The sequence below is a fragment of the Streptomyces sp. NPDC093221 genome, assembly GCF_044753885.1.
Taxonomy (GTDB): Bacteria; Actinomycetota; Actinomycetes; order Streptomycetales; family Streptomycetaceae; genus Actinacidiphila.
Window position 1 is genome coordinate 170,820 of the sequence record NZ_JBIVOA010000002.1, and the last position, 15,261, is coordinate 186,080.

The following is a 15,261-nucleotide window of genomic DNA, read 5'->3' on the forward strand; positions in this document are numbered from 1 at the left end:
GTCGGCCGGGCCCCGCTTCTTGTCGCTTTTTGCCCGTCCTTGACGGGCATTCGGGTCAGCGTCCGGCGACGGCCTCGGCCAGGGCGAGGACCCTGCGGGCCTCTTCCACGTGCAGATTCTCGATCATCCTGCCGTCCACGGTGACCACGCCTCGCCCCTGTGACGTGGCCTCTTCGAAGGCTTCGACGATCCGGCGGGACCTGTCGATCTCCTCCTGCGCGGGGGCGAAGATCCGGTTGCACGGTTCGAGCTGCGTGGGGTGGATCAGCGTTTTGCCGTCGAAGCCGAGCTGCCTGGCTTGTCGGGTCTCGGCTTCGAAGCCGGGCAGATCACGTACGTCGTTGTAGACACCGTCCAAGACGGCCTTGCCGCTGGCGCGGGCCGCGAGCAGGGCGAGCGACAGACCGGTGAGCAGCGGGGCCCTGCCCGGTACGTGCTCGGCGCGCAGTTCCTTGGCGAGGTCGTTGGTGCCCATGACGAGGACGGTGAGCCGCGGGGAGGCCGCCGCGATGGCCGCTGCGGCGAAGACGGCCCGCGGGGTCTCGATCATCGCCCAGATCGCGGTGCGGTCCGGGGCCCCGGCCCTCACCAGGGCCTCCTCGACCTCCCGTACGGTCTCCGGGGAGTCGACCTTCGGTACGACGACGGCGTCCGGGGCCGCTTCCGCCGCGGCCTTCACGTCGTCGGCGTGCCAGGGGGTGCCGGGCGCGTTGACCCGGACGGTCACCTCGCGGTAGCCGTACTCGCCGCTCGCCGCGGCCTCGGCGACGCGCTTGCGGGCGTCGGCCTTGGCGTCGGGGGCGACGGAGTCCTCCAGGTCGAGGATGAGGGCGTCGGTGGGGAGGGTCTTGGCCTTCTCCAGGGCGCGGTCGTTGGCGCCGGGCATGTAGAGGACGGAGCGGCGGGGGGTGATCCGGTCGTTCATCGGGTGTCCTCCTTCTCGGCCTGCCCGGCCTTCTCCACTTGCTCGGCCTTCTCCGATTGCTCGGCCTGCTCCGCCTGCTCGGCGTTCTCCGCCTTCTCCGCCTTCTCCGCCGCCGCGTAGGCGTCGGCCAGCTCCGGGTCGCGGGCGGCGAGGGCGTCCGCCAGTTCCGACACCACCAGGCACTGCTTGTACGTGGCGTCGTCCTGCATCTTGCCGTCGATCATCACCGCGCCCGTACCGTCGCCCATGGCGTCGATCACCCGGCGCGCCCAGGCCACGTCCTCGGGGGCGGGCGAGAAGACCCGCTTGGCGACGGCGATCTGCACCGGGTGCAGCGACCACGCGCCGACGCACCCGAGCAGGAAGGCGTTGCGGAACTGGTCCTCGCAGGCCGTCACGTCCTGGATGTCCCCGAAGGGCCCGTAGTACGGCAGAATCCCGTGCGCGGCGCAGGCATCGACCATTCGGGCGATCGTGTAGTGCCACAGGTCCTGCTGGTACGTCGCCCGGGGCGCGCCGTCGCCCTTCGGGTCCTCCCGCACCAGGTAGCCGGGGTGTCCCCCGCCGACCCTGGTGGTCTTCATCCGGCGGCTCGCGGCGAGGTCGGCCGGGCCGAGCGACAGCCCCTGCATCCGGGGGCTCGCGCCCGCGATCTCCTCCACATTGGCCACGCCGGTCGCTGTCTCCAGGATCGCGTGCACCAGGATCGGCCGTTCGACGTGTGCCTTGGCCTCGAGCTGCGCCAGCAGCCGGTCCACGTAGTGGATGTCCGCCGCGCCCTCCACCTTCGGCACCATGATGACGTCGAGGCGGTCGCCGATCTCCGTCACCAGCGTCAGCAGGTCGTCCAGCGCCCACGGCGAGTCCAGGCTGTTGATCCGCGTCCACAACTGCGTGTCGCCGAAGTCGTTCGCCTTCGCGACCGCCACCAGGCCCTCGCGCGCCACCACCTTGCGGTCCGCCTGTACGGCGTCCTCCAGATTCCCCAGCAGCACGTCGACCTGCGGCGCCAGCGTCGGCACCTTCGCCGCCATCTTCTCGTTGCCGGGATCAAAGAAGTGGATCATCCGCGAGGGCCGGAACGGCACCTCCCGCACGGGGGCCGGTGCCCCCACGGCCAACGGCCGAAAGAAGTCCTTCGCCGAGCGCATGCCATCTCCCGTTTCATCGATCGAGGGTGGGGAGCCTACGTCTGTGCCCGCACGTATGAGCCCGCCCGCGCCCATCCGTACGCCGCTCACCTTATGACCGCGCCCCTCTCCGGGTTACCCGACAGTACGTGTGCCGTTCGTCACCGGCCCGTTTTCGATATCGAGCGAGATATACTCGACACCTAAGTTGATATCACCAGAGGTGCATCATATGAGCCGGACCGTGATCGACCTGGACGACGAACTGCTCGCCGATGTGGCCCAGGCCCTTGGCACGGGCACGAAGAGAGAGACCGTCAACACAGCCCTGCGTGAGGTTTTGGAGAACCGGAGACGAGCGCTCGCCCTCACGCGTTTGCGTGCCCAAGCCGCCAACGGGGCCTTCGACTTGGAGATCTTCGAGGACAAGACGAACTACCGCCGGTGAGCGCGGCGCAGTTTCTGATCGACACCAGCGCCCTCGCACGGATCATGCGCGGCGACGCGGAGCAGTTCGGCTGGGACCAAGCGGCAGCGGCCGGTCTGATCGCCACCTGCCCGATCACCGAGTTGGAGTTCTTCTACAGCGCAGGGTCGGCCGCCGACCGTGCGCAAGCCACCGCGGACATGCGCATGCTGTTCGGCCGGGTGCCCGTGGACGACCGCGCGTACGACCGCGCCTGGCAAGTGCAGGGCCTCCTCACGGAACGCGGAGAGCACCGCAGCACCGGCGCCGTGGACTTGGTGGTCGCCGCCACAGCGGAACTGCAGGGCCTCACCCTCCTGCACCGCGACCGCGACTTCGAGCGCGTCGCGGCCGTTACCGGCCAGGCACTCCAGTGGTACGGGCCTCCGGCCGGGAAGTAGTCGGCCCCAGGGCAAGCCGGGCTCTGGGGGCCTCCTACGGGTCCACGGAGTCGGAGACGGTGGCCGAGTCGCCTCGGACGACGTAGATGGCGCTGCCCGGCGGGGACTCGTCCGAGCGGGAACGGAGGTCGGCGAGGTCGAAGCCGGGGGGCCAGCGGGTGCCGGTCTCGGTCCAGCGGACGGCGGTGAGGTCGGCGCCGCGCAGGTCGACCGAGGTGAGGTCGGTGACGGTGAAGTCGTCCAGGAGCAGCGCCATCCGCTGGTCGTCGTGGGTGACCAGGTGAGTGGCGAACTGGCGCCGCACCAGGGCGATCCGGACCGCGCCGAGGATGCGGGCGGCGCGTTCGGCCAGGGCCCGGTCGAGGCCGGGGGCGGCGGCGATTTCGTAGGCCAGATCAGCCGTCCGCGACAGGTAGGAGTCTCCTCCGGCGGCCATCCCGTGCGTCGCCTCGCGGGCGAGTCGCAGAGCCTCCCTGAGATAGCCGTCCGCGGTCAGGGGCCGGCCGGGCGCCGGTTCAGCACGCCCGAGGAAGGTCGCCGCACGGCGGAAAGCGCTGACGAACTCGGGTTCCCTGACCATATGCCGGGCGAAATCGAGGACCGCCGCGAGCAGATCGACGCGGTCGAGGGCGCGCCCCCAGTCTCCGCCGTCGTCGTCCGCGAGGCGCTGTGCCAGGAAGACGGCCCGCGTACCGGCGGCGATCTGCGGCTGGCTCCGCACTTCCATGCGCCCGACGGCCGGGGTCAGCGTGGATTCAAACTTGGCCATGCCAGCAGGGAAGTTGACGTGCAGCATCGCCTCCACGAGGTTCGGACTCCTGGGCGGGGCGTACTTCGTGGTCGGGGCGGGTGGCGGCGGCGCGCCGGGAATCCGGTCCGGGTCCGGCGCGGGGAGTACGGACGCGAGGCCCGCGTCGACGTCGAGGGGCACGTCCTGTGTGAGAGCCGCGTGGCGGGACTGGAGCAGCACCTCGGACAGACCCGCCTCGATGTCGAGGACGCCGTCGAGGTCCCCGGCGAGGGAGCGGGCGTGCTCGGCGAGCAGCCGCTCGTCGTGGTGGTGTTCCGCGGTCACCGGTCGTCCTCCTCGGCGAGGAGACGCACGGCGGCGCGCCGCGCCTTCTTCAGACTGGCGCGTACGGCCTCGGGAGTCATCGTCAGTTGCTCGGCGATCTCGGCGGGAGCGTACCCGTCCAACGTCCAGGCCAGGATCTGCCGTTGGCGCGGCGGAAGACTCCTGAGCAGGGCGAGCGTCACATGCCGCTCCTCCCAGTCGGCGTACGCGTCCGGACGCGGCAGCAGCGAGGTGGGTTCCGGCACCTCGTCCACCGGGTCCTCGCGGACCGCCGCCGTCTTGCGGGCGAGCGCGCGGGCGGCGACGGTGCGGACGTACGCGCGCGGAGTGCGGACCGTGGTCCAGTAGCGGTGGACCTGGATCATCGCCTCCTGCGCCATGTCGGCCGCGACGGCCAGCGCGGCCCCGTGGTGCAGCAGAAAGACGACAAGGCCGCGTATCTCGGCGCGGTAGAAGTCCGAGAACTCCTCGTCCACGGTGCCGCGTACGCGCTCGGGGGCGCCGGTCTCCCCCGGTAAGCGCTGTGCCGACGCGGTGGTCGGCGGTTCATGGTCGGTCACGTGCTCTCATCGTCCCTTCGGCCCGCCGCGCGGCTGATCGTCAGGTGGAGCCGGTGGCCGCCACCGCGTGCGTCGTCCAGTTCCAGCCGGTCCCCCGCCCCGAGGCCGTTGACGGCCTCGGCGAGATACGCGGCGCGCGCGTGCTCGTAACGCGCCCGCCAGCGCAGCCGCAGCCAATACCCCAGCAGCGCGCACCCCTTGGCCGTGAGAACCGAGAGAACGGTGACGGCAAGCGTGGCCCGGTCCATGGTGTCCCTCCCCGAGGGGCCGTGGATTTCGGCCCGCTACAGAAGAAGAGGCGCGGGACCGTACCCCGCGTGAACCCGTACAACCGGACTGTACGAGCCGGACGAGGGTGGCGCGGGTTTGGGACGGAAATAGAGATCGCATGCCCTACGGAAAGCGACCACGAAAAAACTCAGCGTGGCGCGTCATCGGCGCCACGGTCGGCCAGTTCAGGCGTGCGAGCGGTATGTCGCAGCAGCGGCTCGCCGACGAGGTGAACCTCAGCCTGGACCAGATCGCATCGATCGAGCAGGGCCGCAGACCGCTCGGCCTGCGGCTGGCCCGCCAGCTCGACCAGTTGCTCCGCACGAGCCAGACGCTGGAGGTGGCCGTCGCCGAAGTCCCGCAGGCGGAGCGGTATCCGCTGTTCGCGCAGGACTACATGGAGGAGGAGCCGCTGGCGCTGAGCCTGATGTCGTACGAGACCCAGGTGGTACCGGGCCTCCTCCAGATCGAGGAGTACGCGAAGGCGGTGTTCAAAGAGCAGTACCAACCCCTGAGCCCAGATGACGTCGACCAACGGCTCGCGGACCGGCTGACGCGCCAAGCGATCTTCCAGCGTGAGCCATCGCCACCGCTCATGACCTACATCATCGAGGAGTCCATCCTGCGGCGGCCCATGGGCGGGCCGGAAGCTATGCGCCGCCAAATCAGGCGGCTGCGGGAAGTGGCCCAACTTCCCCACGTCATCCTCCAGATCATGCCGCTCGACCGCGTCGAGCACGCGTCTCTCGCCGGGCCGATCGTCCTCTTGGAGACGCCCGCCCACGAGCACCTGGCGTACTTCGAAGTGCACGACGTCAGCTCACTCATCGATGATCCGGATGATGTGAGCGTGCTCCAGCAGAGGTATGGGATGCTGCGTTCACAGGCCCTCACGCCCGAGGAGAGCATGCGCCTGATGGACGATCTGCTAGGAGACCAATGAACCGCGCAGCACGGCCAAGCCCCTCCCCCGACCTCGTCTGGGTCAAGTCCAGCTTCAGCAGCGGCGAGGGCGGGAACTGCATCGAATTCGCCTACGACTGGCGCAAGTCCTCGTACAGCAGTGATGCGGGCGGGAACTGCGTCGAGGTCGCGTGCGACTGGCACAAGTCCTCACACAGCACCGGCGACGGCGGCAACTGCGTCGAGGTCGCCGCGCATCCGCAGGCGATTCACATCCGCGACTCGAAGGACCCCGAGGGCCCGGCGCTCACCGTCACGCCCGCCGCGTGGTCGGCGTTCGTGACGTTCGCCGCCGCGCAGCAGCCCGCGCTCTGACGTATCGGGCGACATGTCCGACGGATCGCCCGCACGGCGTGAGTGCGGGCGCCGCCGTTGCGGTCCTAGACTCGGCTCATGGGTAGGACCGACCGCGCCAGCCGGGTGATCGCGGCACCACCGGCGACCATCTACGGCGCCCTCATCGACCGCGACTCCCTCGAAGCCTGGCTGCCGCCGGACGGTATGCGCGGCCGGATCGAGCACTGGGACCCCCGCCCCGGCGGCGGCTTCCGTATGGTGCTCACGTATCTCGACGCGGCCGACAGCCCGGGCAAGTCCTCGGACGCGACGGACGTCGTCACGGTCGCCTTCACGCAATTGGTCCCGCACCGCCGCGTCGTCCAGCAGGCCGTCTTCGAGGCGGACGACCCTCTGTACGCGGGCACCATGACGATGACCTGGTCTCTCACGCCCACCGACGACGCCGGCGACGCCACCGAGGTCGCCGTCACCGCCACCGACGTACCGCCCGGTATCGACCAGGCCGACCACGAAACCGGCATCGCCTCCTCGCTCGCCAACCTCGCCACGTACGTCGAACCGATCGGCTGACCGGCCCCGGCTGGGCGAGTGGTACGCAATCGTTGCAGGTAGAGGGTTGTCTCCTGCCGGTAGGCCCTGTGTACTCGGCGGCATGAGTGACAGACAGCCACCTCCATACGACGGCGACAACGGCGGACAGTCCGGCCCCTGGGAGCACAACCCGCAGGGGCAGCAACAGCCCAACCCCTATGGCCAGCCCGGCCCTTACGGGCAGGGACCCATACCGTCCTACCCCGGCGGCGGCCAGCCTGACGTCGCGAACTACGGTCAACAGCCGACCGGAATGCCCCCGTTGGCCAACTGGGGGGCGCGGGCGGGTTCGTATCTCATCGACGCGCTCATCCTCGGTGTCCCGTACGCGATCCTGCGCTTCGGCATCGGCGGCACGGCCGGGGCCCTGCTGGGCGCGGTCGTCGCCCTGGCCGGTTCGATCTACTTCTCCTACATGGAGGGTACGACCGGGCAGACGCCGGGCAAGAAGGTCGTGGGCACCCGCACGCTGCGCGAGGCGGACGGCCAGGTCCTCGGCTTCGGTCTGGCCTTCGGCCGGCGCCTGCTGCACATCCTGGACGCTCTGCCCTGCTACCTCGGCTTCCTGTGGCCCGCCTGGGATGCCAAGAAGCAGACCTTCGCGGACAAGATCGTCCACTCCGTCGTCATCAAGCCCTGACCCGCACCCTGTTGTCCGTGTGCCCCGGCCCTGCCGCCGGGGCGCCCGGACACGGATAGGCCCGCCTCCATGGACTGGGACCGCGAACGTCCCTGGCGCGACAACATATGGGTCCGCCTCGCGCCCGCCGTGCTCTACGTCGCCGTGTGCCTGTTCTGGCTGCCCGCCCCCACCGTCCCGCTCGTCGGCGGCATGGCCGGCGGCTTGGTGTTCGCGTGGCGAGACCTGAGAAGCCGGCGGCACATCGCCTCAGAGACCGGGCTCACCCCCCGGCAGGTCGCCGTGGCCGCCCGCCTCATGCGCAAGGAGGTCATCCCCTCCGACCCCGCGGCCCGCCACGCCATGACCCTCCTCCTGCACCGCCAACGCCGGGCAGCCCGTACCACCCGCCGTCTGGCGCTCGCCCTCGCCACCCTCTTCGGCGCCCTGGGCGCCGCCGTGCTCCTGTGGGGCCCCACCGCCAAGGACCTCGCCGCCATCTACCTGGCCCTCGCCGCCCTCCTTCTCCTCACCGCCCTCCCCTCCACCCGCCGCACCACCCACCGCCTGGCCCGCACCGAAGCCCACCTCACCCCACCCCCTCCCCTGCTGGAGTAGTGATCCGCAGGCCGCGACCACCTGTTCCGGTCATCGGGAACCCCGCCGCAGTTCCCACACGTCACTCATGACCGAGGTGAAACAATGCCCCGGAGCTGACGGGGACCACGGGGGGACGGGCGTCACCACGCCGGACGGCAGCGTCTGGCGCTATCTGTACGACGCGCTGGGCCGCCGGATCGCCAAGCAGCAGTGGGACGACAGCGGCCTCATCGCGGAGACCGTGTTCGTCTGGGACGGCGCGCGCATGACGGAAGAGGTGACGGGGCAGGCCGCCACGACCTGGGAGTACGCGCCTGGCACACACCGTCCGCTGGCCCTGATCGACGAACGCTTCTACGCCATCGTCACCGATCTCATTGGTGCCCCCAGCGAACTCATCGGCTCCGACGGCGATGTGGCGTGGCGGAGCACGCGCACGGTATGGGACCGGCAACCAGCCGTCGGCGGGCAGACCGACTGCCCGCTGCGCTTCCCCGGCCAGTACGCCGACGCCGAGACCGGACTCCACTACAACCATCTGCGGTATTACGACCCGGTCACCGCCCGCTATCAGAGCCCCGATCCCCTCGGCCTGGTCCCGGCTCCCAACCACCACACGTATGTGGAGAATCCATACGACGAGATCGACCCGTTCGGCCTGAGTCCCTGTACGGAACTGGGTCGCGCCCTCAAGCCGGGCGAGATCTTCATCTACCGTGCCGTCCAGGCCAAGGAGCTGGCACAGCTGCTCAAGACGCGGCGGTTCGAGAACGTCCTCGGCATCGAGACCAAGTACTTCTCGACGACGATGGAGGGCGCGGCGGCTTATGCCCGGGCCGCGTTCAAGGCGTACAAGGAAGAAGGTCCTTATACCCTGGTCAGATCGGTGATCCACAAGGACGCGATCAACCCCGAGAGCCTGATCGACCACCTGGCGGACGCGGGCGGCGGAATCGACGCTCTGGCCCTGTCCGTGGAAGAGATGGCCCACGCGGGACGAGTTCGCGTCCTTCCCTTCATGCCCCTGCCCTGATGCACCCCTTCTGAGTGGAACGCGACGTGGACATCATCATCGTTTCGGACAACGCACGGCTTCTTGAGGTGTGGCGGCGGCATTTGGGGGATGGCCTGCCGGTGGAGTTGTGGGAGGCCGAGGCCCGGGATGTGGGCGCTGACGCCGTGATGGTGGCCGGGGTGTTCGCGCACGGGCGGTACGGGGGGAGGCCGACGCCGGGGCGGGCGCAGATTTTGCGGAACGTGCGGGGGGACGGTTATCCGGGTCTTGTCGTGGTGCCCGCCACGCGCCCGGCGATGCTGGACGGCGAGGGGCGACCGGTGGTGCGGCCGGAGTACGCCGACGTCAGCCCCGCGTATTTCGGGGTGTCGCGGGCGCTCGAGGCGGTGCGGGAGTGGAACGCGGGCGGGGAGGTGCCGCGAGTGGACGTACTGCTGTTTCCGCTCGGGCTGTTGGGAATGGAGTCCGTCGAGGACACGGCTACACCGGAGGCTGTGGGGAGGGCGGTGCGTGAGGGGTGGGAGGCGCTGGGAGGGGCTAGCTGAGCCAGAGGGCTATCGCGTCGCCTTCGGCGGCTGCCGCTTGGAAGAAGGGGACGAGGGCCTCGTAGTGCTGGGTCGCGTATTCGAGCGTTTCGAGGGCCTCGCCCTCGACGCTCGGGTAGAGGACGCCCTCTTCGACCTCGGCTTCGGCGAGGTCCTTGGTGAGGGCGGCGGCGGGGAGTGCGGTCAGGGCGGCGGCGGCCGTGCGGACCTGGTCGGGGGTGAGGTAACGGGGCGGGCCGTAGCCCCAGTCGCCGGCGCCGGGTATCGGCTGGCCGCCGTGGACGATGTCGAGCGGGAACTCGATCCGCCGGAACAGGAAGTCCAGGGCGTCCCACGCCTTGTCGATGTCGAGACAGCGCGGCTGACCCGCGCCCGTGGTCTCCTCCGATTCGGCGTACATCAGGTCGAAGACGAACTCCTGCGTCCAGTCCGGTTCCCGGACGGCGCGGTCGAGTTCGGCGGGTGTCAGACGTGCGTAGTTCTCAATCATGCCCATGCGTCGCATGCTAGGGCCGGGGTCTGACACCCGCCGCCCCCGGACAGGGGGTTACGGCCAGCGCATGGAGAGGTCGGGCTCCTTCTCCATGTTGCGGGAGCCGTCGTTGGTGTCGACCAGCGTGAAGCCGTGGTGCTCGTAGAAGGCGCGGGCGTCGGTGTTGCGCTGGAAGGCGAAGAGGGTGAGGCCGGCGGGGCTGTGCGCCTTGGCGCGGGCGAGGAGGCGGCTGCCGATGCCCTGGCGGCGCACCTCCGCCAGGAGGTAGAGGGCGTCGAGGACCCCGTCCTCGACGGACGCGTAGCCGACGACGGCGCCGCCCTGCTCGGCCACCCACACCGCCGAGCCGGGCAGCACGATGTCCCGCACCCACGCCTCCACTTGGGCGTCCGTCCGCTTGCGCGGCGGCAGGTACGGCATGGTCACCTCGCGCGAGGTGACGTGGACGTGCGCGATGGCGGCGGCGTCGGCCGCCACCGCGTCCCTGACGATGGTCTCGGGGGTGTCTGTCACCCGCGTGACCTTACGTATCGGGGGCCGTGGGCTCGACCCATTTTCCGTCACCCCTGCCAGGACGGCCCCGCCCGGGACGGTCCTTCGCAGGATCGGCCCTCGCACGATCTGCCCGCACGCGATGGGCCCTCGCGCGATCTGTCCTCACGCGATCGGCTACGCCAGCGTGACCGTCGCGTGGTGGGACGCCCCCGCCTTCCCCGGCGCGACGGTGAGCCGGAGAGCGGCCCCGGTCGCGGCGACCGTCACCGTCGGGTCGTGGGCGGTGACGGCGGTGACCGCCCGGGACCAGGTCAGGTCGAAGGCGGTGCCGGTGTGCGTGGGGTCGCTGACGGACACGGTGGCGGTGGAGCCGGTCACCCGGATGAGAATGGCGGCCGGTGCCGTGACGGTGAGGGCGCCGACGGTCCCCGCGTTCCAGAAGTTGGCGGCGGTCACGCCGAGCGAGGGGACCGAAATGGCCTGCTGGGCCGCGTTGTTGGCGAGGACGGTGAGCCAGGAGGAGGCGGCGGCGCGGGCCGCGGTCGCGGCGGTCGTGGCGCCGGGCATGAGCAGATAGGCGTACGTACCGGCGGTCGGATCGACACCGTGGTCGTACCACGTGGTGAGGTAGCGGCGGGTGACGGCGTCCGTCGTGCCGCCGGTGTTGATGTCGTGCCAGGAGCCGGTGCGGGCCTCGCGCAGGGCGCTGAAGGTGGCGCCGCCGGGGAAGACGTAGCCGCCGAAGCCCGCGAGCTGGGCCCACTTGGCGCCGGTGAAGGTCTTCGTCCAGCCGAGGGTGGCGGGTTGGGCGGTGCCGTCGACGGTGAAGGCGTGGGTGCCGCTCGCGCCGAGGTTGCGGTTGTCGATGACGCTCTCGATCCGTACGCCGTCGGTGGCCTTGATCCCGGCGCCGAGGCAGACGATCGCGTCGTCCAGGCAGAACCACGACTTCTTGCCGAGCATCGTGGAGCCGAGGCCCTTCACGTACTGCCCGACCGCCGCGAATTCGCCGTCCGTGGCGCCGCCCGCCCACACCGTGTCCGGCCGCGCCGCACCCCACGCGCCGCCGTACGCGTCGGCGAGCGGCTTCGTCGAGACGGTGGTGCCGGGCAGCCGATACGGGTTGACGGTGGGCCAGAAGTCGTCGCTGTACTGGCCGTTGCCGAAGTCGGCGCCCCACCAGCTCAGCATGCCGTTGTTGGTGTGCCAGCCCCGCAGATTCTCGCCGTTGCCGGTCTCGTAGAACGTCGTGCGGGCCGAGCACATGCTGATCGATGCCGCCCAGCCCGAACGGCGGTGCACGGCACGGTCCATGGAGCCGAACAGCCGGTGCGCGACGGGTTCGGCGACGGCCGCCGTGCCCGTGGCGTCGGCGACGGCCTTCAGCCGGGACAGGTCGGCGACGCCGAGTTGGGGATCGGACAGCACCGGGCTGAAGGCGTCGCGGCCGATCCAGCCCTTCAACAGGCCCTTCCAGCGGGCTTGTTCCGCGGTGGACGCGCCCTGCGCGAGGACGGCGATGTTGGCCAGCAGGGTGTGGCCGCGCAGGTGGTCGTCCTGCTTGACGTGCTGCGCGTCGGCCGCCGAGACCCCCCGGCTCTGGGCGCGGCCGACCACCGGGTCCATCAGCAGACCGTTGTAGATCCACGGCGCGTACGCCTTCTCGACCATGTCCAGGAAGAGCTGCCGGTTCGGGTCGGTCACCGCCCAACCGGAGCCGCCCAGCAGGGCGAAGAGCCGTCCGAGCCCGTCGATGAGCACCTGCCCGTACGACCCCGTGTACGGCACCCATGTGTGCTGGATGAACGACCCGTCCGCGTAGAAGCCGTCGCCCGTCGTCACGTACGGGAACACCGGCGACAGCGCGTCCCTGGCCAGCGCGAGCTTCGCGTCGCTCTTGCCGATCACCCCGCGCAGCGCCAGCACCCGGCACAGGTCGACGCGGTTGGCGCCCGTGCTCGTACCCGCGTACGACGCGACCGCCGAGTCCGGCACGAAGTGGTCAACCGCCGCTGTCCAGGCGGATATCCGGTCCGCCGAGAGGCTGCCGCTGTCGTAGGCGAGGGCGCAGATGTCCAGGAGCAGGCGCGGGCTGCCGATCTGCCAGTCCCACCAGTTGTCGTACGTGGTCCGGGTCGCGTTGTACGCCTGGGTGTGGAGGTGGTCGAGGCCGGTCACGACCTTGGCGAGCAGGGCGGGGTCGGCGGTGGAGCCGGTGCCGGGCTGGGCCCACGCCTGGGCCATCGTGCTGAGCCGGGCGTAGCTGTTGGTGACGCCGGCCGAGGCGGTCAGGAAGGGGTAGTCGGGCCAGAGCGAGCCGGTGGCCGGGGCCATGCTCGCCGCGTACGTACGGGCGTTGGCGCCGAGGGCGGTGAGCTTGGCGGCGTAGGGGGCGGCGGCCGGGTCGAAGCCGGTGCCGAGAAGGAGGGTGCGCCACCGGGCGCGCAGGGTGTCGTAGGCGTCGGGGGCCACTGTCGTCGCGTCGGCCGTCGTTGCCGCGTAAGCGGTTACCGTGGACGGCAGATTCGTGAGGGGTACGGCGAGGGCCGCGGCGCTCAGCGACTGGATGAGGGTGCGGCGAGACCAGGTCGGGGGCATGTCGGGGGAACCTCCGGGCGCATCGGGAGTGTTTCCGCTCAAGTGCAAACGGTTTCTAACACGGCGGCGCACAGGACAGCAATGGTCTGGACAACGTGGGTGCGGGGAGGTGGGGGCGGGGAGGTGCGGGCGGGCGGCCTTCGGGCGCGAGGGCGTGGCGTGGGCGTTGGCGTGGGCCCGGCCCTTGGGCTGGGGCTGGCACTGAGGCTGGGCTTGGGCCTGGGCTCGGCCCTGGGCGTCAGGCTCGGTCGCGCGCGCCGGGCACCACGAGCCCGGACTCGTACGCGGCCACGACCGCCTGCGTGCGGTCGCGCAGCCCCAACTTCATCAGCACCCGGCTGACATGCGTCTTCACCGTCTCCTCCGTGATCAGCAGCCGCTTGCCGACCTCCGGGTTGGACAGGCCCTCCGCGACCAGGCGCAGCACCTGCGTCTCGCGGGGAGTGAGGGTGGCGAGGGCCGTATGCACGCTCGGGGCCTTCGGTGGCTCCGGGTCCGCTTGCCCTGAATCGCCTTGCTCCGGGCGGCGGTTGGCGAATTCGCTGATCAGCCGACGGGTCACCGTGGGGGCCAGCAGGGCCTGGCCCTCCGCGACGACCCGCACCGCGTCGAAGAGGCGCTCCGCGGTGACGTCCTTGAGCAGAAAGCCGCTCGCGCCCGCGCGCAGGGCGTCGTACACGTACTCGTCCAGGTCGAAGGTGGTCAGGATGAGGACGCGCGGGCCCTGCGCGGAGCCGGGCTGGGCGGCCAGCCGCCGCGTCGCCTCGATGCCGTCCATGGTCGGCATCCGTACGTCCATCAGGACGACGTCCGGGCGCAGTTCGGCGCAGACGCGTACGGCCTCGGCGCCGTCGCGCGCCGTGCCGACGACGGTGAAGTCGGGTTGCGAGTCGAGCAGGGCGGCGAAGCCGGTGCGGACGACGTGGTGGTCGTCGGCCACGACGAGACGGATAGCGTCCGGCGCGGGCGCGGCATCGGGTGCGGGTGAGGGTGCGGCATCGGGTGCGGGTGTGGGTGTGGCCCGGTCCGGGGTCATCGGGGCTGCTCCGGGGCGGAGTTGGCGGGCAGGATCGTCTCGACGAGGAAGCCGCCGCCGTACGCGGGGCCGGTGCGCAGCTCGCCGCCGACGGCCGCCGCGCGTTCACGCATGCCGAGCAGGCCGAGGCCGCCGCCGGGCGGTGACGCGGGAGGCGGACCCGGCCCGTTGTCCCGGATGCGCAGCGCCAACGTCCCTTCGTCGTAGTGCAGTTCGACGTCCACGGCGGCGCCGGGGGCGTGCCGTCTGGCGTTGGTCAGGGCTTCCTGGACGATGCGGTACGCGGCCAGTTCGACGCCCGGGTCCAGTTCCAGGGCCGCGCCGCGAACGATGAGGCGAGCGCCCGTGCCCGAGGTGTCGCGCGCGTCGTCCAGCAGCTCGTTGAGCTGGAGCAGGCCGGGTTGCGGCTCGCGCGGCGGCTCGGCTTCGGCGTCCTCGCGCAGGACGCCGAGCAGCCGCCGCATCTCGGTCAGGGCCGACCGTGCCGTGTCGCCGATCGCCGACAGCTTCGCGGCTCCCGCCTCCGGCATTCCCGGCGTCGTGAGCCGCGCCGTCTCCGCCTGGACCGCGACCATCGAGATGTGGTGCGCCACGACGTCGTGCAACTCCCGTGCGATCCGGGCCCGTTCGCCCCGCGCGGTGTGCTCGACCAGCGATCCGGTCAGCCGCTCCCGCACCGCGCTGTGCGCCTTCGCCTCGTCGCGCGCCCGGCGCGCGATCCCCGACCAGGCCGCCGCCGGGGCCGCCGCCGCGAGCAGCAGCGTCAGGACCGCCGTCTCGTGGGCCAGGGCCAGCGCCACGTACGGCAGGGCCAGCAGCGCCGCCGCCACCGGTGGGCCTCTGCGGCCCAGCTCGTGGAGCACCGCCGCCTGGGCGCAGGCGCCGCCCACCGTCAGGGCGTGGAACGGTGTCACGGCCACCGTCGTCGCCGCCGTCACGGTCGCCGCCGCCACGGCGGGATTCTGCCGTACGAACGCGAGCGGCACCGTCGTCGCCAGCGCGAGCAGCACCATCGCGGCGGCGAACCTCCCGCTCACCCCGCTGGCACTCGTCCGCGCGACGCACTCCCCCACCGCGCCCGCCGCGGCCACCGCTGCCCCCACCCCCACCCAGCGGTCCGCTTCCCTCACCCCCTCATTCTCCCCACCCCTCCCTCCCCCGCCATCCCCCACGCGAGGG

Annotated in this window: 19 protein-coding genes; 9 read left to right on the forward strand and 10 right to left on the reverse strand. The window is 71.1% G+C overall.

Annotated elements, in window-relative coordinates; all coding sequences use genetic code 11:
• Positions 1–55 precede the first annotated feature (55 nt).
• Both ACIQCJ_RS06935 and ACIQCJ_RS06940 read right to left on the reverse strand, forming a co-directional pair.
• Positions 56–925, reverse strand: coding sequence for a CoA ester lyase (locus tag ACIQCJ_RS06935; RefSeq protein WP_355349394.1), 870 nt, complete (start codon positions 923–925; stop codon positions 56–58).
• Positions 922–2,076, reverse strand: a complete 1,155-nt coding sequence (locus ACIQCJ_RS06940; RefSeq protein WP_402710911.1) for an HpcH/HpaI aldolase/citrate lyase family protein — start codon at positions 2,074–2,076, stop codon at positions 922–924. The genes ACIQCJ_RS06935 and ACIQCJ_RS06940 overlap by 4 nt, the downstream gene beginning before the upstream one ends.
• A gap of 211 nt (positions 2,077–2,287) precedes the next feature.
• Between ACIQCJ_RS06940 and ACIQCJ_RS06945 the strand changes: the two genes are divergently transcribed.
• Positions 2,288–2,503, forward strand: coding sequence for a type II toxin-antitoxin system VapB family antitoxin (locus ACIQCJ_RS06945; RefSeq protein ID WP_355349388.1), 216 nt, complete (start codon positions 2,288–2,290; stop codon positions 2,501–2,503).
• Positions 2,500–2,922, forward strand: coding sequence for a PIN domain nuclease (locus ACIQCJ_RS06950; protein WP_402710912.1), 423 nt, complete (start codon positions 2,500–2,502; stop codon positions 2,920–2,922). The genes ACIQCJ_RS06945 and ACIQCJ_RS06950 overlap by 4 nt, the downstream gene beginning before the upstream one ends.
• 34 nt (positions 2,923–2,956) lie before the next feature.
• On the opposite strand, the gene ACIQCJ_RS06955 is transcribed toward ACIQCJ_RS06950, so the two are convergent.
• Genes ACIQCJ_RS06955 through ACIQCJ_RS06965 form a run of 3 tightly spaced genes read right to left on the reverse strand, consistent with a single transcriptional unit; the run spans position 2,957 to position 4,805 of the window.
• Positions 2,957–3,997: a hypothetical protein gene (locus ACIQCJ_RS06955; protein ID WP_402710913.1), complete on the reverse strand. Its 1,041-nt coding sequence runs from the start codon at positions 3,995–3,997 to the stop codon at positions 2,957–2,959.
• Positions 3,994–4,557, reverse strand: a complete 564-nt coding sequence (locus ACIQCJ_RS06960; RefSeq protein WP_391161472.1) for a sigma factor-like helix-turn-helix DNA-binding protein — start codon at positions 4,555–4,557, stop codon at positions 3,994–3,996. Before ACIQCJ_RS06960 ends, ACIQCJ_RS06955 begins: the two co-directional genes overlap by 4 nt.
• Positions 4,554–4,805, reverse strand: coding sequence for a hypothetical protein (locus ACIQCJ_RS06965; RefSeq protein WP_355349376.1), 252 nt, complete (start codon positions 4,803–4,805; stop codon positions 4,554–4,556). Before ACIQCJ_RS06965 ends, ACIQCJ_RS06960 begins: the two co-directional genes overlap by 4 nt.
• Before the next feature lie 140 nt (positions 4,806–4,945).
• Between ACIQCJ_RS06965 and ACIQCJ_RS06970 the strand changes: the two genes are divergently transcribed.
• From ACIQCJ_RS06970 to ACIQCJ_RS07000, 7 genes are all read left to right on the forward strand, one after another.
• Positions 4,946–5,770, forward strand: a complete 825-nt coding sequence (locus ACIQCJ_RS06970; RefSeq protein ID WP_402710914.1) for a helix-turn-helix domain-containing protein — start codon at positions 4,946–4,948, stop codon at positions 5,768–5,770.
• Entirely contained in the window at positions 5,767–6,105 is a 339-nt protein-coding gene (locus ACIQCJ_RS06975; RefSeq protein WP_402710915.1) for a DUF397 domain-containing protein, read from the forward strand. Before ACIQCJ_RS06970 ends, ACIQCJ_RS06975 begins: the two co-directional genes overlap by 4 nt.
• A gap of 78 nt (positions 6,106–6,183) precedes the next feature.
• Positions 6,184–6,660: an SRPBCC domain-containing protein gene (locus tag ACIQCJ_RS06980; protein WP_391050378.1), complete on the forward strand. Its 477-nt coding sequence runs from the start codon at positions 6,184–6,186 to the stop codon at positions 6,658–6,660.
• An 82-nt stretch (positions 6,661–6,742) separates the two neighbouring features.
• Positions 6,743–7,321, forward strand: coding sequence for an RDD family protein (locus ACIQCJ_RS06985; protein ID WP_355349367.1), 579 nt, complete (start codon positions 6,743–6,745; stop codon positions 7,319–7,321).
• A gap of 69 nt (positions 7,322–7,390) precedes the next feature.
• Entirely contained in the window at positions 7,391–7,918 is a 528-nt protein-coding gene (locus tag ACIQCJ_RS06990) for a hypothetical protein (RefSeq protein ID WP_402710916.1), read from the forward strand.
• Between the two features lie 67 nt (positions 7,919–7,985).
• Positions 7,986–8,933 carry an RHS repeat domain-containing protein gene (locus tag ACIQCJ_RS06995; protein WP_402710917.1) on the forward strand — a complete coding sequence of 316 codons (948 nt, stop codon included), beginning with the start codon at positions 7,986–7,988 and terminating at the stop codon, positions 8,931–8,933.
• Between the two features lie 26 nt (positions 8,934–8,959).
• Positions 8,960–9,460 (forward strand): hypothetical protein, encoded by a 501-nt coding sequence (locus ACIQCJ_RS07000; RefSeq protein ID WP_402710918.1) that lies wholly within the window; start codon positions 8,960–8,962, stop codon positions 9,458–9,460.
• On the opposite strand, the gene ACIQCJ_RS07005 is transcribed toward ACIQCJ_RS07000, so the two are convergent.
• The 5 genes from ACIQCJ_RS07005 to ACIQCJ_RS07025 all read right to left on the reverse strand — a co-directional run bounded on the left by ACIQCJ_RS07005 (position 9,453) and on the right by ACIQCJ_RS07025 (position 15,212).
• Entirely contained in the window at positions 9,453–9,956 is a 504-nt protein-coding gene (locus ACIQCJ_RS07005; protein WP_402710919.1) for a YfbM family protein, read from the reverse strand. The genes ACIQCJ_RS07000 and ACIQCJ_RS07005 overlap by 8 nt on opposite strands.
• A 51-nt stretch (positions 9,957–10,007) precedes the next feature.
• The gene (locus tag ACIQCJ_RS07010) at positions 10,008–10,466 is read right to left on the reverse strand and encodes a GNAT family N-acetyltransferase (protein WP_355348151.1); all 459 of its coding nucleotides are present in this window, start codon (positions 10,464–10,466) and stop codon (positions 10,008–10,010) included.
• A 156-nt stretch (positions 10,467–10,622) separates the two neighbouring features.
• A complete protein-coding gene (locus tag ACIQCJ_RS07015) occupies positions 10,623–13,046 on the reverse strand; it encodes a polysaccharide lyase 8 family protein (protein WP_402710920.1) in 2,424 nt (807 codons plus the stop codon).
• 238 nt (positions 13,047–13,284) lie between these two features.
• Positions 13,285–14,082, reverse strand: a complete 798-nt coding sequence (locus tag ACIQCJ_RS07020) for a response regulator (protein ID WP_402710921.1) — start codon at positions 14,080–14,082, stop codon at positions 13,285–13,287.
• On the reverse strand, positions 14,079–15,212 hold the full coding sequence (locus tag ACIQCJ_RS07025; RefSeq protein ID WP_402710922.1) for a sensor histidine kinase: 1,134 nt from the start codon (positions 15,210–15,212) through the stop codon (positions 14,079–14,081). The genes ACIQCJ_RS07020 and ACIQCJ_RS07025 overlap by 4 nt, the downstream gene beginning before the upstream one ends.
• Positions 15,213–15,261: the final 49 nt, after the last annotated feature.

Excerpts from the sequence above, each read along its gene's own strand:
- ACIQCJ_RS06935 (WP_355349394.1), bottom strand. The coding sequence starts at position 925 with ATGAACGACCGGATCACCCCCCGCCGCTCCGTCCTCTACATGCCCGGC.
- ACIQCJ_RS06970 (WP_402710914.1), top strand. The coding sequence starts at position 4,946 with ATGCCCTACGGAAAGCGACCACGAAAAAACTCAGCGTGGCGCGTCATC.
- ACIQCJ_RS06985 (WP_355349367.1), top strand. The coding sequence starts at position 6,743 with ATGAGTGACAGACAGCCACCTCCATACGACGGCGACAACGGCGGACAG.
- ACIQCJ_RS07005 (WP_402710919.1), bottom strand. The coding sequence starts at position 9,956 with ATGGGCATGATTGAGAACTACGCACGTCTGACACCCGCCGAACTCGAC.
- ACIQCJ_RS07020 (WP_402710921.1), bottom strand. The coding sequence starts at position 14,082 with ATGACCCCGGACCGGGCCACACCCACACCCGCACCCGATGCCGCACCC.
- ACIQCJ_RS06995 (WP_402710917.1), top strand. The coding sequence starts at position 7,986 with ATGACCGAGGTGAAACAATGCCCCGGAGCTGACGGGGACCACGGGGGG.
- ACIQCJ_RS06945 (WP_355349388.1), top strand. The coding sequence starts at position 2,288 with ATGAGCCGGACCGTGATCGACCTGGACGACGAACTGCTCGCCGATGTG.
- ACIQCJ_RS06990 (WP_402710916.1), top strand. The coding sequence starts at position 7,391 with ATGGACTGGGACCGCGAACGTCCCTGGCGCGACAACATATGGGTCCGC.
- ACIQCJ_RS06975 (WP_402710915.1), top strand. The coding sequence starts at position 5,767 with ATGAACCGCGCAGCACGGCCAAGCCCCTCCCCCGACCTCGTCTGGGTC.
- ACIQCJ_RS06980 (WP_391050378.1), top strand. The coding sequence starts at position 6,184 with ATGGGTAGGACCGACCGCGCCAGCCGGGTGATCGCGGCACCACCGGCG.
- ACIQCJ_RS06940 (WP_402710911.1), bottom strand. The coding sequence starts at position 2,076 with ATGCGCTCGGCGAAGGACTTCTTTCGGCCGTTGGCCGTGGGGGCACCG.
- ACIQCJ_RS07015 (WP_402710920.1), bottom strand. The coding sequence starts at position 13,046 with ATGCCCCCGACCTGGTCTCGCCGCACCCTCATCCAGTCGCTGAGCGCC.
- ACIQCJ_RS06965 (WP_355349376.1), bottom strand. The coding sequence starts at position 4,805 with ATGGACCGGGCCACGCTTGCCGTCACCGTTCTCTCGGTTCTCACGGCC.